Annotated in this window: 12 protein-coding genes and 1 pseudogene; 2 read left to right on the top strand and 11 right to left on the bottom strand. The window is 70.5% G+C overall.

All coding sequences use genetic code 11. The annotated features are described in order from the left end of the window. Positions 1–411 precede the first annotated feature (411 nt). Positions 412–1044 (top strand): maleylpyruvate isomerase family mycothiol-dependent enzyme, encoded by a 633-nt coding sequence (locus NA8_RS28130; protein ID WP_063053360.1) that lies wholly within the window; start codon positions 412–414, stop codon positions 1042–1044. 109 nt (positions 1045–1153) lie between these two features. Here the strand turns inward: NA8_RS28130 and holA are convergent, their stop codons facing one another. Further along, positions 1154–2125: a DNA polymerase III subunit delta gene (holA, locus tag NA8_RS28135; RefSeq protein ID WP_063053384.1), complete on the bottom strand. Its 972-nt coding sequence runs from the start codon at positions 2123–2125 to the stop codon at positions 1154–1156. Between the two features lie 137 nt (positions 2126–2262). On the opposite strand from holA, the gene NA8_RS35950 reads away from it, so the two are divergent. Beyond that, positions 2263–2415, top strand: coding sequence for an Imm32 family immunity protein (locus NA8_RS35950; RefSeq protein ID WP_439957425.1), 153 nt, complete (start codon positions 2263–2265; stop codon positions 2413–2415). Positions 2416–2437: 22 nt separating this feature from the next. On the opposite strand, the pseudogene NA8_RS35955 reads toward NA8_RS35950, so the two are convergent. From NA8_RS35955 to NA8_RS28180, 10 genes and pseudogenes are all read right to left on the bottom strand, one after another. Beyond that, positions 2438–2685, bottom strand: a pseudogene (locus tag NA8_RS35955) (IS982 family transposase); the annotation flags it as partial. Positions 2686–2851: 166 nt separating this feature from the next. Beyond that, positions 2852–5428, bottom strand: coding sequence for a ComEC/Rec2 family competence protein (locus tag NA8_RS28140; RefSeq protein WP_245664038.1), 2577 nt, complete (start codon positions 5426–5428; stop codon positions 2852–2854). Positions 5429–5613: 185 nt separating this feature from the next. Beyond that, positions 5614–6447 carry a ComEA family DNA-binding protein gene (locus tag NA8_RS34125; protein ID WP_245664039.1) on the bottom strand — a complete coding sequence of 278 codons (834 nt, stop codon included), beginning with the start codon at positions 6445–6447 and terminating at the stop codon, positions 5614–5616. A 1020-nt stretch (positions 6448–7467) separates the two neighbouring features. Continuing rightward, positions 7468–8310, bottom strand: a complete 843-nt coding sequence (locus tag NA8_RS28150; RefSeq protein ID WP_063053361.1) for a DegV family protein — start codon at positions 8308–8310, stop codon at positions 7468–7470. A gap of 3 nt (positions 8311–8313) precedes the next feature. Then, positions 8314–9117, bottom strand: coding sequence for a diglucosylglycerate octanoyltransferase (octT, locus tag NA8_RS35830; RefSeq protein WP_439957426.1), 804 nt, complete (start codon positions 9115–9117; stop codon positions 8314–8316). 550 nt (positions 9118–9667) lie between these two features. Beyond that, on the bottom strand, positions 9668–10327 hold the full coding sequence (locus tag NA8_RS28160; protein WP_373283853.1) for a histidine phosphatase family protein: 660 nt from the start codon (positions 10325–10327) through the stop codon (positions 9668–9670). Further along, complete coding sequence (rsfS, locus tag NA8_RS28165; protein ID WP_063053362.1) at positions 10324–10734, bottom strand: ribosome silencing factor; 411 nt, start codon at positions 10732–10734, stop codon at positions 10324–10326. Before rsfS ends, NA8_RS28160 begins: the two co-directional genes overlap by 4 nt. A 28-nt stretch (positions 10735–10762) precedes the next feature. Beyond that, positions 10763–11404 carry a nicotinate-nucleotide adenylyltransferase gene (gene nadD / locus NA8_RS28170; protein ID WP_084467145.1) on the bottom strand — a complete coding sequence of 214 codons (642 nt, stop codon included), beginning with the start codon at positions 11402–11404 and terminating at the stop codon, positions 10763–10765. 104 nt (positions 11405–11508) lie between these two features. Next, positions 11509–13470: a hypothetical protein gene (locus tag NA8_RS28175; RefSeq protein WP_063053364.1), complete on the bottom strand. Its 1962-nt coding sequence runs from the start codon at positions 13468–13470 to the stop codon at positions 11509–11511. Between the two features lie 2 nt (positions 13471–13472). Beyond that, on the bottom strand, positions 13473–15323 hold the full coding sequence (locus tag NA8_RS28180) for an HSP90 family protein (protein WP_063053365.1): 1851 nt from the start codon (positions 15321–15323) through the stop codon (positions 13473–13475). Between the last annotated feature and the right edge of the window lie 50 nt (positions 15324–15373).

A 15373-nucleotide genomic window follows, 5' to 3' on the forward strand; every position in this document is an offset into this window, starting at 1 on the left:
GTCGGCGTACGGCGCATGGGTGCTCATACCCGGGGCGCTGACCTCCTGACCTGCATCACCGGCCGGGGAAACGGGGTGTGATGGTCTCGGACGTGTCCTGAATGGCGGGCAACGACGCGGCGACCAGCGCGAACCCGCCCTTCTTGCACGTGGCTCGCCGCGACCGAGTGATCGTCTCCACGTCCCTGCCACTGGCGCGCCGAGGCGATGCCGCACAACCAGGGCAGAGCCGGGATCGGCTGGCGCCTTCGCCGCTCCGGGGAGTCGCGACACCCCACGTAGGGTGCTCACCGCTCCCGCTCGGACACTCACGCGACTCGAGCCGGCGAAAGTGATGAGAATCATAGTCCGATCAGTTCGGGTGCGTCGCCCCGTCCACATCGGTGACCGCGACGACGGAGGAGACTGGCCATGGACCTGGACGAGATCACGATGTGGACGCGCGCCGAACGTCTCGCCATCGCCGACCTCCTCGATGACCTGGACGACCGCGAATGGACCGCCGACTCGCTGTGCCCCGGCTGGACCGTGCACGACGTCTTGGCTCACCTGACCCTGTCCAATCGAGTCACCCTAGGTGCGACGATCGCGGGAATCCTCCGGGCGCGAGGCAACTGGAACCGGATGACGCAGCGCATGGCACGCGACCGCGCGCGCCGCTACTCACCCGCCGAGCTGATCATGCAACTACGCGAAGGCGCCGCCTGGACTCGTCGGGCGCCAGGAGCCGGACCGCTGGATCCACTGGTGGACACCATGATTCACGGTCAGGACATCGCCCGCCCGCTCGGCAGGCGACACGCCATGCCCCTCGAGCAGGCCGTTGTCGCGCTGGAACACGTGCTGCGCAGCCCGTTCTACGGCGGTAAGAAGCGTCTGCACGGTCTGCGCCTGGTGGCCACCGACGCGGAGTGGTCCTCCGGCACCGGTGCAGCGGAGATCGAGGGGCCGCTGAGCGATCTGCTACTCGTGGCGACCGGACGCACGGCCGGGCTCGCCGGATTGACGGGCACGGGTGTGGAAAGCCTCGCCGGCGCGCTGTAGCGGTCGAGCCGGTTGGATACGCGGAACATGGGTCACGAGGCACCCGCCTCCATATCGAGCGGGCCACTCGATCCCATGCGATGCCGGCAGGATGATCGAGCCGGCCCGATCAGCCCGCGCCGTGCAGGTCGAGGATTTGGGTGAGGGCGTGTTCCAGCGCGTAGCCCGCGTCGGCGGCGCCGCCCTTCACGTCGGCGTTGAGGATCGCGACCACCTGGAGGGCGGAGCCGATGGTCGCGGAAGTCCAGTTGCGGGCCTGAGCTTGCGCCTTCTTCACCTTCCACGGCGGCATGCCGAGTTGCTGGGCCAGTTTGAACGGGTCACCGCGCCCGGCCGAGCCGACGCGAGCGATGGTGTGTACCGAGTCGGCGAGCGCGTCGGCGAGCAGGACATGCGGCACGCCGCGATCATTCGCCCAGCGCAGCGCCTCCATCGCGCCGGGGCGATCCCCCGCCACCGCCAGTTCGGCCACGTCGAAACCGGAGACCTCGGCCTTGCCCGAGTAGTAGCGGCGCACGGCCGCCACATCGATCTTCCCGCCGGTGTCCGAGGCCAGCTGCCCGCACGCCGCCGCCAGCTCACGCAGGTCCGAACCCACCGCCTCCAACATCACTTGGACCACCTCGCCGGACACCCGCACTCCCGCGTTGCGGAACTCACCGCGGACGAATTCGACTCGCTCCGCGGCCTTGGTCAGCTTGGCGCAGTCGTGTGTCACCGCGCCGGCTTTCTGCAAAGCGGGCGCGAGGGCCTTGGCTCGACCGCCACCGGAGTGCACGATGACGAGCACCACACCCTCGGGCGGACTCTGCGCCGCCTCGGCGATCACCGCGACCGCGTCCTTCCCCGCTTCGGCCGCAGCCTCGAGAATGATCACCCGGTCCTCGGCGAACAGCGACGGGCTCAGCAGCTCCGCCAGCTCCGCGGTGCTCGCGTCCCCTGCGCGCAAGCGATCGACCGGCACCGCGTCCGGGTCCGGGGCCAACGCCCGCACCTGCGCGGTCACCACCCCCAACGCTCGCTCGATCAGCAGTTCCTCTTCCCCCAGCACCAGGTGCACCGACGCGGGCCGTTCGCTCACGACAGCGCCTCCCCGATACCGGAGGGCGTCGTGCGCGACGGACCCGCCGCATTGCTCCATTCGCCGCGCTCGTCCACAGCCCGATCCTACGGTTCTCGACCGACACCTCACCGAGTCGAGTAGTTCCGAGGCGCCTGGTGGCCTCCGGTCGGCTTGCGGGGTGGGCGCAGGGCCGGTCCGAGGACGGTGGTCACCTCCACATCGACTACTTCCCCGGACACCCCTTCCTCGTGGAAGGGTCTCTGCCGATTGTGATCGACAGCCCTCACGGAGGGATGCCCACCCTATGACTGACGGCAGGCCCCGCGGCGATCAGTGATCGTAAGCGACCAGCAAGCGGGTGACCGGGTGCACCGATCCTGTTGCGGTGCCAGATTCCGGCCGCCATCGCCAGAACACACTGCCCATTCAAGGTGTCGTTGACGGACTCGACGTGCTGACGGACCTTCTCGAGCATCGGCTCCCCGTGCCGCTGCTTTTCCCGCTCGAGTGAGGGCCGCAGCAGTGGCGATGCCGAGTTAGACCAGGGTCTTCTCGAAGGTTTTGGACGCGAAGCCTTGTCCGAGATCAGGATGCCCTCGTGCTAGCACGCGCCGAGTGCGCACATTTCGCGCTTGGGAGGGAAGGTTCGATGAACGATCGCCGCACCCTTCCGGTCGTCCGCAACGGTGCACCGCCCGACCGTGCGGCGGCATGTGAAGCTCACGATTCCGCGTGCTTGCCGGATCATCGTGAACTCGTCACGCGAAGGTGTCGGCTGCTGCCGGACACCACGATGTCGCCTTCGCGGTCCGTTCGGGACACCATGGCGCCGAGGGCGGACAGGTCCGCGAGGACGGCGGGGCTGGGATGCCCGAAGGCGTTGTCGGCACCGACGCTGACGAGCACCAGGCGGGGGTGTACCGCCTCCAGGAATTCTTCGGTCGTTGTGCGTGATCCGTGGTGCGGAAGTTTGAGGATGTCCGCCTGGATGGGGATCCCGGCATGCATCAGAGCCCGTTGCGCGGATGCCTCGATGTCCCCGGTGAGCAGGATCCGGCCTGCGGGCGTGCGGACGGTGACGACCACCGAACGGTCGTTGGCGTCCTCGGTTTCGGCGCCCCGGACGGGTCGCGGACCGTTTCTGGACGGCGCGAGCACTTCGAGTTCGATCGACCCGAAACTCAGGAGGTGCCCGGCCGACAATTCCAGCAGCGGCACTCCCGCATTCCTGGCGATGGCGGCGACCTGCACGAGCCCCGAGACAGGAATACGTGCGTCACCCGATGGGCGCACCGACCTTTTGCTGTCGAATTCGGGTGAACCACAATCGAGTTGCTCGCGCGTGCTCCCGGAGGGAGAGTGCTCGTAGCTGCCCGGCGGCAGCCGCTGCGCGTCTCTCCCGCTGGTGGGAGGAATGCGATGATTCGCCGCATCGCGCTTCGGGGCACTGATGAGCCCCGGTGCGTTCGCGGCCGGTGTAGCGGTCGGCGCGGAGCCGCAGCCGGGCTCGACTTCGGAAGTCGACCGGGCCTGTCCGGGGGTGGGCGGCGCGAGCCCGTCGAGCTCGTGGATTCCGACGGCGATCGCGTCGACCGCACGATCGTGCAGTGCGCCGGTGAGCCCGTCGATGTGGTCCGCGTGCGGATGGGTGAGGATCAGCAGCGGGATGCGGGAGATACCCAACCGGTTCAGACAAGTGCGGATCGGGCGCGGGTCCGGTCCGACATCGATGACGACGGCGGCGCCCGGACCGACCGACAGGGCGAGACCGTCGCCTTGACCGACGTCGCATGCCGCGAGAATCCAACCGTTCGGTGGCCAGCCCGGATGCCAGAGCCGCACCGGGACCAGCACCGCCGCGACGCCGAGCACCATGGCGGCGGCGATCCGCCGCACGGCTCGGGCACGCATGCCCGCGATCACGCCCGCCACGACGGCACCCGCGATCAGCCCGCCCGCCACACCGCCCGGCACCGCGATGGACGCTCCGGGCAGCGCGGCCGCGTGGCGGGCCACCCACAGCAACCACCACAGCGGCGGCGTGGCGCAACGCAAGACCAGCTCGGCGAGCGGCGACCAAACGCTCGCGAGCACCGCACCACCTGCCCCTACGACGGTGATCGGCGCGATAACCGGGGCGACAAGGACATTCGCCAGCACCGCGATCAGGCTGAGCCGTCCGGTGAGCGCGATCACGATCGGCGTCGTGACCACGAACGCCCCGGCGGACACGGCGACTATCTCGGCGGGCACGCGCCACCATCCCCTGGCACGCAACCAGTCGCCCCAGCTCGGCGCCAGCAGGATGAGGCCACCCGTCGCGATCACCGACAGCGCGAACCCGGCGTTCACGGCGAGCCCGGGCCACAGGGCGAGCAGCGCGATGATCGCGGCGCACAGCGCGGGCAGCGCCTGCTTACGACGACCCGTGAGCACCGCCAGCAGGGTGATCGCGCCCATCGCGCCGGCGCGCAGCACGCTCGGGTCCGGCCGCGCGACGACGACGAACATGAGCAGCGCCGCGGCGGCGACGGTCACGGCGCCGCGCGGGCCGAGGGTCAGCACCCGCACGACGAACAGCACGACGGAAAGCAGGATGGTGAAATTCGCGCCGCTGACCACGGTCAGGTGTTGCAGCCCAGCGATCTCGAAGTCGTCGCGTACCGGTCCGGGCAGCGCCGAGATGTCGCCGACGACCAGCGCGGGCAACAACCCTGCGGCGTCGGGCGGCAGTGCCCGCTCGGCCGATGCCGCGAAGTCGGTGCGCACCGAATCGGCGATGCGCTGCCACCAGGGCAGCGCACCGGCGGCGACGGGCGCTCCCTGCGCGTGCAGCGTCACAACGGTGAGGTCGGGCCGGCGCGGCTTTTCCACCCGCGCCCGGAACTCGACCGGGCCGCCCGGCGACAAGCCGGCCCATTCCGGTCCGGAGGCCAGGACGACCACCGCGCCACCGGCGCGCACCGTCACACCCCCGCGCCGGTACTCGCGCAGATCCGCCCGGACCACCCAATGCCGGTCCGCACCGGCAACCCTCGCGCGCAGTGGTTTCGGGTCGTCGGTCGGGGTAACCACCACGCGCAGCGACTGCCCCGCCGCCGCCCGCAACGGATGGCTCGCCACCCGATGTTCCCGCCATGCCGCGGCAGCCGCGAAGCCCGCCCCCAGTACCACAGCCGCGAGCGCTACCACCGCTACCGCTCGCCGACGCTCGCAACGGTGCGCGATCGCCCACAGCAGCAGAACCCACAACCCGAGAGCCGAGACCGTCAACGCGGCCGCCAGTCCCACCCCGGCCCGCCACCCTGCCGTGACAGCCACAATCGTTGCGCCCCAACAGGTAAGCGCGGCGGGTAACAGACGGGCGTCCAGCACCTGGACGACGCCGGACTCCTCCGACGCAGTACCCTGCTCCGAACCTCGAACGCCTTCGCGCGTACCGGCCGCCGGCGACTCCGCACGAGATCCCTGCCTCCGGCGAACCAGCTCGATCAAACCGCCTGCACTCATACCCGCACCAGATCCCGCAGCCGGGCGAGCCTGGCGGGTCCGATGCCGTCGACCTCGCCGAGTTGTTCGACGGAGGTGAAGCGGCCGTTGGCCGCACGCCAGCTGACGATGGCATGAGCGGTGACCGGCCCGACACCGGGAAGAGCGTCGAGATCGGATTCGGACGCCGCATTCAGATCGATCCGGCCCGCCGAGCCCGCCGGGCGGCTCGGCGTGGCGGCGGACCCGGAGGACGGACGCCCGCCCGCCCCGATCGTGCCGCTGCTCTGCTGCGGCCCGCCGGGACTGGGTGCGACCGGGCCGACCTGCACTTGGTCGCCGTCGGACAACCGCTGCGCCAGATTCAGGCCGGTGGTGTCCGCGCCTGTGCTCGGGCCGCCCGCGGCGGCGAGCGCGTCGGCGACACGAGCACCTTCGGGGAGGCGGACCAAACCGGTGCGCTGGACCAGGCCGACCACGCTGATGACCAATTCGGCCGTCGGCGGGGTCGGGTCGACTCGCTCCCGCGGTGCCGCGACGGCGCTCGCCGAAGTGGAGGTACTCGGTGTTGCCAAGGCGACGGTCTGCCCGAGCGCCAACGGTGGCACCGGCTGGGCGATCGGGCGCTCGCGGAAAACGATCACACCGGCGACGACCATCGCGGCGAGCCCGACGAGCGCGAGCGCACGCACCCCGCGACGCCCCGGATCGAGCCGGATGCCTCGCAATCGTTCGGGCACGAGGCGGTGCCGCCAGTCGGGCCCGGTCACCGGCTCCGCCAACCAGCCGGGGGACCGGACGCGACCGACATCGTCTTCGGACTCCCGGTCGGGCGCCGGATTGCCGGGCAACCGCAAGAGATCCCATTTCCCCGCCCCGCCGGAACTATCGTCCGGCCCTGGTTCACCCTGTTGCGAATTACCATCGGCGAAGCCTTCTTCGTGTGTCGATCCGCGCCAGTCCTGGTCCTCCTCGGATCCGGTCGACCGGCTTTCCACCGCTGTCCCGCCAGAACTAGGTGCGGACGGCGCTTCCCCAGCCGCCGGCTGGGGGCGGTCGACCCGCGGCGCGCGACTCGCCGATCTCGAAACCGCTGCCGGTGACGAGGTTTCGCGGGGGAACGGCGGACGCGCCCCCGCGCCGGACCGCCCCACGTGTCGGGCTGCTGCCTGGGCGGTCCTCGACTCGCCCGCACGATCCGGCTGCCCGATCCTTCGTACGGGTTCGCCGCTGTGGGATCGCGCTGTCGCCCAAACAGACGGCGCCCGCGCGGCTTCCGGCTCGGTGCCCGCACCGGCCGTTCTGCCCGCGCCCACCCGGGCGGTCAGTTCACCCAATCGCCGTCGTACCCGCTCGCGTTCGTCCTGTCGTGACATGGCCGCGACGGTAGTGCCGCCGCACGTCCGGAAAACTCGCCCGACCAGCGGATCAGACACACCTGTTGATAACCGCAGCGCTGTGCACAACTCGCCCTCGGCCGGTCGGCGCCTCCCTCCAGACACGCGTGTAGGCCGCATACGAACTTCCCGGGACAAGGTCCAGCGCGGGTTCCGGCCGGAGCGCGCCGATCGCGCTGCGCTCAGGTCGGCGCGCCAGGCACGCTGTGCCCGCGAAGAGAACTTTCACGAAGGTGCTGTGCACGGTTGCCGGGTCGACGGCATTCGGATTCGTGGACAGCTGTTTGCCAGATGCGCATAGCGCGGCCCGACCTCGGCAGCCGGCTCCGCGCGCAATGTCACCGCGTCGGGATGCTCCCAGTCCACCGAGGTAACGGTGAGCGGCGGCCTCGACACACTCGTGCCCCGACGCCAACCACAGGACGAACAACTCGCCCGTATTCGGATCACCGAGATTGCTGTGCGCGGCGCCGTTCAGTGACACCCGCCCGGCACCACCAGCACGCCCAGCGCCCCCAACCCCAAGTGCACCGCCAGCGCGGGTCCGAATTCGGCAACGATGAGTTCCTTGATGCCGGGGACGAGTTCGCGCAACTGGCCCGCGACGGTCCGCGCGGCGTCCTCGGCGCCGAGGTGCTGCACGGCCACCGCGGCGCCGTCTTCGCCGGCCGCGTCGACCGCCGCGGCGACGAGTTTCGTGTACGCCTTGGAGCGCGTCCGGACCTTCTCGCGCAGTTCCAGCCGCCCTTCGACGATGTGCAACAGCGGCTTGGTGACCAGCTCGCTGCCGAAGAAGGTGGCCGCCGACGACAGCCTGCCGCCGCGGCGCAGCTGTTCGGTGCGATTGACCAGGATGAACGTGCGTGCACGCGCGGCGGCGGCGACCGCCGCGTCGTAGACCACGTCCAGCGGCGCCCCGCCCGAGGCCCGGCGCGCGGCGGCCAGCGCGGGCAGCCCGGTGGCCAGCCCGGCCCCCAGGGAGTCGACCAGGCGGACGCGGTCGGCGGCGTCCATGTCGCGCACGGCCTGTCGCCCGGCCTCCCAGGTCCCGGACAGCCGACGGGAGAGATGCACCGCGACAACGCCGTCGCCGCCGCTGCGTTCCCAGGCCCGCTCGTAGACCTCGCGCAGCTCACCGGGTGAGGGGGCCGAGGTGGTCACGGTGTCGGAGGCGTAGTCGATGTCGACGGGATCCACGCCTTCCCGCATCGCCCGGTCACCGACCAGGACGTGCAGCGGGACAACGGCGATATCCAGTTCGTCGAGGTGTTCGGCAGGGAGACCGGCGGACGAATCGGTGACGACCACGACTGCCACGGACTACCGAACCTCCTGCAGGGTCTTCACCATCGCGTTGGCCACCGCCGTGTGCCCGTCCCAGCCCCAGTGGATGCCGTCCGGGTTCGCCTCGCCGGAGAAGATGTTCTCGCGCACCGCTTCACCGAGGTCGACCAGCGGCACCGAGGTCCGGCCCGACCAGGCGCGCAGCGCCTCGACGGCCCGTGGCCTGCCGGAGTGCACGCGACCGTAGGCCGCGCAGTCGTGCACCGACGGCAGTACCGCGACAATGGGCAGGCCGGGACGCAACTGCGCCAGCGCCGTGCGGGACTGTTCCAGATAGTCGACGCTCACCTTCGGCGGAAGCGCAACGGGCCTGCCGAGTTTCGACAGCTTGGGCTGCAGCCAGTTGTAGGTGGCGCGCACGACCCGGCGCAGAGCAGGCGGGCGCACGTAGCGGATCAGCTCGCGCAGGGCGGTGGGCAGCGGCGAGGGCAGCGTGTCCATACCGCCGACCGCGAAGACCACCGCACCCGCACGCGGCACCGCGGCCCACACCCGGGGATCGCCGATCAGCGCCCAGTAGGCGTCGCGGCAGGTCCAGCCGATCCGCGCGACCAATTCGACGTCCCAGTCGAGCTCGGCGGCAACCAGGTTCGGCCAGATGCGCGGATGGTCGGCGGGCAGCCCGCCCTTGGGCCCGAAGTAGGAGAGCGAGTCGGCGATCACCAGCAGCACCGGGCGAGCGGCGTCGCGTGTTTCGGCCGACTCGTCGGCGGCAACGGATTCCGAGGCGGCAGCGGTCGATTCGGCGAGCGCGTCGGCCGCGACCTCGTCCGCCGCCATAGCAACCGGTTCATCGGACTCTGCCGCGAACTGATCTGGCGCTGCGACAACCGATTTCGCGAGCGCCTCCACCGCGACCTCGTCCGCGTTCATAGCATCCGGTTCGTCGGACTCCAGGGATCCATCCGGTACTGCGGCAGAAGATTCGGCGACCGCTGCCCCGGCTCCGTCCGCAACCGAGGCCATCGATTCGTCGAGCGCTTCCGCCACCTCGGCGACCGGTTCCGGGGCGTCGTTCATGGTGGCGACATTCATGGTGGCGTCGTTCATGGTGGCGTCGTTCATGGTGGCGACGTGCGAGGCGGCGGCGTGCAGTCGCGGCTCCGCTCCGGAGACGATGTCGGCGGATGCATCGTCCTCCGCGTCGGATTCCTCGGCGGACTCGGACCGGCCGTTGTTTTCCACGGCCGAGCCCGAGGCATCCTCGGACGTTGGTTCGGGTTCGCGGGCAGCCGGTGTCGGTCCGCCGAACAACGCGTCCGGCAACTGCCGTTCGGGCTTGGCCGACACCTTACGGAACAGTTCGTCGGGGACCGATCTGATCGGCTCTTCAGAGGACATCCGGTGCTACCTTCGCCGCTGCGTTCCACACATCCAGGCGCCAGCCGGGCTGTTCGATGCTCGGGCCGTGACTGCTGAGCTGCACCCAGCTGGTGTTGGCCAGTCCTCCGAGGATCGGCCAGTTCTGCGGCGGCAGGTCGAGCAGCGCGGCCGTGAGGGCGGCGATCAGCCCGCCGTGCGCCACCAGGATGATAGTCCGGCCCGGCCAGTCCTGTCGCTCGACCAGCAGCTCCCGCACCACCGGCAGCGACCGCGCCCCGACCTCGAGTTTGCTCTCCCCGTTGGGCGGGGTGTAGTCCGCGTTCAGCCGCCACGTCATGCGCGCGCCCGGGTAGTCGGCGTCGACTTCCAGGTGGGTCAGTCCCTCCCAGTCGCCGAGGTTGGTCTCCCGCAACCTGGTGTCGGGCACGACGGTGAGGCCGGTGTGCTCGGCCAGTGCCGTCGCGGTGTCGAAGGCCCTGCGCAGGTCCGAGGAGTGGATTGCGATGGCGTTGCGCGAAACCAGTTCGCGCGCCGCCTCTTTGGCCTGCCTGCGACCGAGCTCGGTGAGATCGGTGTCGATCTGGCCTTGCATACGGTCGGCGGCGTTCCATTCGGTTTGCCCGTGGCGCAACAGGATCAAAGTGCGCACGCCGGCATGTCTGCTCACGATCGCGCCTCATCCTCCGTCGCCGCCGAGCGTGTCTGCGGAGGCCCGGTGAGGCCGGCGACCGGCACGACGGGGCAGTCCTTCCACAAGCGTTCCAGCGCATAGAAATTGCGCTCGTCGTTGTGCTGGATGTGCACGACGACGTCGACGTAGTCCAGCAGCGCCCAGCGGCCTTCGCGGGTGCCCTCGCGCCGGACCGGCTTGTGCCCGGCCGCCCGGAGCTTCTCCTCCACGTTGTCGACGATGGCGTTGACCTGACGTTCGTTGGGCGCCGACGCGATCACGAAGCAGTCGGTGATCACCAGCTGCTCGGACACGTCGAGCACCACCACGTCCGATGCCAGCTTCTCGTCCGCGGCCAGCGCGGCGACCTGCGCGATCTCCACCGACTCGGTCGACGCCGTCATGCCCGCACCTCGCTGCGCTCGCTCACGCTCAGCTACCTTCCGCTGCTCCGGGCACATACAGGTGCCGCTTCGATATGTACTGCACCACGCCGTCGGGGACGAGGTACCACACCGGCCGGTTCTCGGCGGCGCGGCGACGGCATTCACTCGACGAGATCGCCAGCGCGGGGACCTCGATCATGGTCACCGCATCCGCCGGAAGATCCCGCAGATGCTCTTGAAGGTGATCGATGTTCAGCTCGTACCCCGGACGGCTCACCCCGACGAACTTCGCCAGGTCGAACAGTTCCGCCCAATCCTGCCATGTCAGGATGCTGGCCAACGCGTCCGCACCGGTGATGAAGTACAGCTCGGCACCGGGATACGCCGATTGCATCTCCCGCAGGGTGTCGACGGTGTAGGTCATCTTGCCGCGATCGATGTCCGCGCGGCTCACCGAGAACCGCGGATTGGACGCGGTCGCGATGACGGTCATCAGATACCGGTCCTCGGCCGGACTGACCTGTTTGTGCGATTTCTGCCACGGTTGCCCGGTCGGGACGAAGATCACTTCGTCCAGGTCGAACCGGTGCGCGACCTCGCTGGCGGCGACCAGATGCCCGTGGTGGATGGGGTCGAACGTGCCGCCCATCACCCCGAGCTTGCGGCCGCGCCGACCTCTCTCGTGCATGACTGCCGAGCTTAACGGGTCGCGCCCGGCCCGCACGGGCCGGTCAGCGGGGAGCGGGCACCGAACTAGGGACACCCGCCCGCAGTCCGGCCCCGCCGCAAGCCTCAGGCGCTGGTTTCCGGGACGCCGCTGATTCTCAGCATGCGAGCCAGTTGTTCGCGGGTGTGCGCGAGTTCCTCCGCCGCCTCGGCCGACCGATCGGCCAGCACCGCCAACTCGGCGGTCAGCGTCCGCATGGAGGTGAGCCAGGGTTCCGGATCGGCTCCGGGGGTCACCTGGAGCCAAGCCGCCGACCGCAGGCAAGCCGCCCGCGCCGCCACCGCGTCCAGCCGTGCCCACAGCTCGGCGGCGCGGCGGTAGGCCGCCGCCGCCTCCTCGTCCTGCCCGCAGTGCTCGAGCGCGGCGGCGGCCGACCACGCCAGCTCGGCGTGCAGCTTCGTCCGCTCCGGATCGTGCTCGACCAGACGCGCCCCTTCGAGGAATTGCCGCGCGGCCTCGCGGTGGCGGTCGAGTGCGTCCAGGGAGCGGCCGAACTGCGCGCGCACCACCGCCAGCTCGCCGGACGGATACGGGATGGCACCGCCGGCCAGCGCCTGTTCGAACAGGGCGACCGCCTCGCCGTGGCGCTCGGCGCGGTGGAACGCGCGCGCGGCGACCACGGTGTGGTGCAGCACGTCCGGTTCGGACAGCCCCTCCCAGCGCGCGGCGGCGCGCACCGCGGCGTCGGCCAGATCGAGCTCGCGGTCCGGCTGGCTCGCGATGGCGATGACCAGCTGCGCGCCGAGCCGAGCGGCCTCCTCCCCGGTCAGCACCGGCGTGCCGAGCGCCAGCGCTTCCCGCAGATGCGCTTCCGCCTCCTCGGGCGTATCGGCGAGCCGGGCGGCGCCGAGTTGGGATAGCCTGCGCACCTCACCGGCCCGATCGCCGGAGAAGTCGTCCTCCGCCGGAGCATTGTCCGGCATGCACGCGGGGCGAGGCAGCGTGCTGCGGACACCGAGCGGCAGCCGCTCGAGCAGCGGCTGCGCGGCGAGCCGGGCGGCCGTGCGCAGGCTGACCGCGCTGTTGCCGTTGCGGGCGTCGTAGCGGGCGCACAGCGCGCCGATCTCGGTTTCCAGCCTCGCGCGCACCGATTCCACCGTCCCGTCCGCCAGCGGGAGATCGCCGAGGCGCAGCGCGACCAGCCTGCGCAGCAGTACGCACACGCCGGTCGCGAACGCGAGCCGCGCGCCCGCGTCGGCGCCGGAGTCGGTCAGCCAGCTCGTGTGTTCGGCGAGGATCTCGAGTCCGCGCGCCTCGTTACCGGTCAGCGCGCAGAATTCCACGTGCAACGCCACCGACGGACGCAGGTCCTCGATGTGCCGGACCAAGGGGTAGCCGGTCAGGTGCGCGCCGCGCGCGGCAGCGACGCGTCCGGTGCGCACCAGCGGCAGCAATGCCTCGGCCAGCACGCGGTGCGGTTCCTCGGCGCAGGACCGGTCGCCGTCGAGCACGGGTTTCCACTGCGCCAGCCCGGCCTCGTCGTCGCCGAGGTACACGCTTGTCACGCCCCATTCGCTGCGCTCACAGGCGTCGCAGTCGGACATGCTGTCGCGCGCGGCGGCCCTGGCCCGCGACAGCCACGCGGCGGCGGCCGCGGTGTCACCGATCTCGCGAGCGAGTTCGGAGCGCAGCGCCAGCACCGGGCGAAGGCTGTAGCCGCGCTGCCGGTAGCGGTTGTCCAGCTCGTCGAACCAGCGATCGATCGTGGACAGCGGTATCGAGGGGTTGTCGACCATGCCCCAGGTCATCCATTTCAGGTACCAGTGCACCGAATGCGTCATCGAGCCCAGTTCGGCGGGATGATCGTCGTAGACGCGCAGCAACCGGCCGTAGACGACGGGCACCAGATCACGTTCGCCCGCGTAGGTGTAGGACTGCGCCAGCTCCAGCAGCACCCTTCCTTCGAGCGCGCGATCCGGACCGGTTTTCGCGGCCGCGGCCAGGGTCTCGAGTCGCTCGGTCCGCGTCCGGCCGTGCGGCAGCGCGTAGATGTGCGCCAGTGCGGCGTTGATCTCGGCGGCGTCCATGCTCACTCCGTCTCTTCGCCGCGGTCGGCGGCGCGTTCGGTTGCCCAGCCGAGGAATTCGCCGAAGGCGCGGTTGAGCAACGCCGTGTCGGCCGCGTTCAGCGGACGGTGGGTCATCAGCAGCGCTTGGCCGTAGAGCGATTCGACCGCCGTTCTCAGGAAGGCCGGGTCGCCGATGCGGGACAACCTGCGGACGATCGGGCTGTGGTGGTTGAGCACGAGCTGAGCACGCGGCGTCGTGACCGCCAAGGCGCCGAGAATCTCGGTCCACAATTCGTCGGCGTCCTCGGCGGTCTGCGCCCTGGCGCGTTCGTTGCGGGCGGCGCGGCCGTCGAGGTAGAGCGCGGGCACCGTGACCGGATGGAAGGCGCGCACGATCACATCGCACGCGAGCGGGTCGAGCACGGTCCGCGCCAGCGCCAGCACCGGGGCCAGCGCCGATTCCTCGCCGGGGTCGACCGGGTCGAGCGCCGCGGTGATCGCGCCGGCGTCCAGGTCCACCACCTCGACGCCGGGCAGTAGCCGGGGCAGCTGCGCGACCAGCTCGCGGTCGTAGGCGTAGCCACCGTTGACGACGCCGATCCCCTGCGCGGCGGCGGTGGCCGCCACCTGACGGAACTCCTCGACCGTCGCGGTCACCCGCACGGTGCGGTGGTTGCGGGCGAACTCGGTGAGCGGCACGCGCCCGTCGGTGGTCTCGAAATGCAGATGCGGCAGCATGATCCGCAGCAGGTCGGCTGAATGCCTGGCCATCGCCTTCACCCCGAGCGCGTGTACGGACAGGAACGCGGCCAGCCGCTGCGGCTGTTCGGCGGCGATCTCGGTGAGCCAGTCCCGGATCCGATCGCCGAGCACCTCACGCACGACCGCGAGTCGCTCGTCCTCGTAGAGTCCCTCCCGCGACGCGGTGGGCCGCAGTGTGTCGGTGTCGATCACACCGCGCACGAAGAACGCCCAGTCCGGCAGTACGCCGCGCACCGCGTCGCCCAGCAGCATCCCCTTCAGGTACACCCGGTGCGCACTGCTGTCGGACGGGTTCCCCGGCTGGGACAGCACATAGGCGACACCGCTGACCCCGGCCGCACCGGCCTCGAGTTCGATGACGTCGAGCGGGGGAAAGCCCAGCGTCCGGCGCCCGTATTCGAGCAGGGCGGCCCTGCGCTGGTCCGCCGACGCGAACACGCGCCGCCAGACCGGGACACCCTCGGTGACCGTCGTCACCCCTGCGTCCGACTCCACCGTCACCTCGTAGGGCAGCAGCGACCCGAACTCACGCGCCAGATCGGTCACCCGCCGCGGCCGGAACCACTCCCGTGCTCCCCCACGCGCGGTGAGCCATACGGTGGTGCCCGGCTCGGCGTAGTCCGCCGGATCGAGCGCGCGCACCGAATAGGTACCGTCGGCCGAGGCCAGCCACTCGACGGGCGGCGCCGTCGGGTCGGTCGCCGATCGCGTGACCATCCGGATCGTCTCGGCGACGGTGAAGCAGGCCAGCAGGCCGATCCCGAACTGCCCGAGGAACTCTCGTCGTGCGCCTTCGATGTCGTCCCGCTTGGACGAGCGGCCGATGGTGGCGAGGAACCGGTGGACGTCGGTCTCGGTCAAGCCGATGCCGGGATCGCTGATTCGCAGACCGGTTTCGCCTACGGTGAGCCGAATCGCGGTGGGTGCCGACGGATCCAGCCGGTTGCGAGCGGTGACCGCGTCGACAGCGTTCTGCAACAGCTCGCGGAGGTAGACCCGCGGGCTCGAGTAGAGGTGATGCGAGAGCAGATCGACTATCCCGCGCAGGTCGACCTGGAACGAATAGTTGTTGTGCACCGCCGCCGGATCGTGCGGCGTTCTGTTCACCATGGCCGCCGATCTTGTCGGCGCACGCCAAAGGTTCGCTTAACGAACCCTTT

Source organism: Nocardia arthritidis NBRC 100137 (genome assembly GCF_001612765.1).
GTDB lineage: Bacteria > Actinomycetota > Actinomycetes > Mycobacteriales > Mycobacteriaceae > Nocardia > Nocardia arthritidis.

Excerpts from the sequence above, each read along its gene's own strand:
- NA8_RS28175 (WP_063053364.1), bottom strand. The coding sequence starts at position 13,470 with ATGGACGCCGCCGAGATCAACGCCGCACTGGCGCACATCTACGCGCTG.
- NA8_RS28130 (WP_063053360.1), top strand. The coding sequence starts at position 412 with ATGGACCTGGACGAGATCACGATGTGGACGCGCGCCGAACGTCTCGCC.
- rsfS (WP_063053362.1), bottom strand. The coding sequence starts at position 10,734 with ATGACGGCGTCGACCGAGTCGGTGGAGATCGCGCAGGTCGCCGCGCTG.
- nadD (WP_084467145.1), bottom strand. The coding sequence starts at position 11,404 with ATGCACGAGAGAGGTCGGCGCGGCCGCAAGCTCGGGGTGATGGGCGGC.
- NA8_RS28180 (WP_063053365.1), bottom strand. The coding sequence starts at position 15,323 with ATGGTGAACAGAACGCCGCACGATCCGGCGGCGGTGCACAACAACTAT.
- octT (WP_439957426.1), bottom strand. The coding sequence starts at position 9,117 with ATGGCGGCGGACGAGGTCGCGGCCGACGCGCTCGCCGAATCGACCGCT.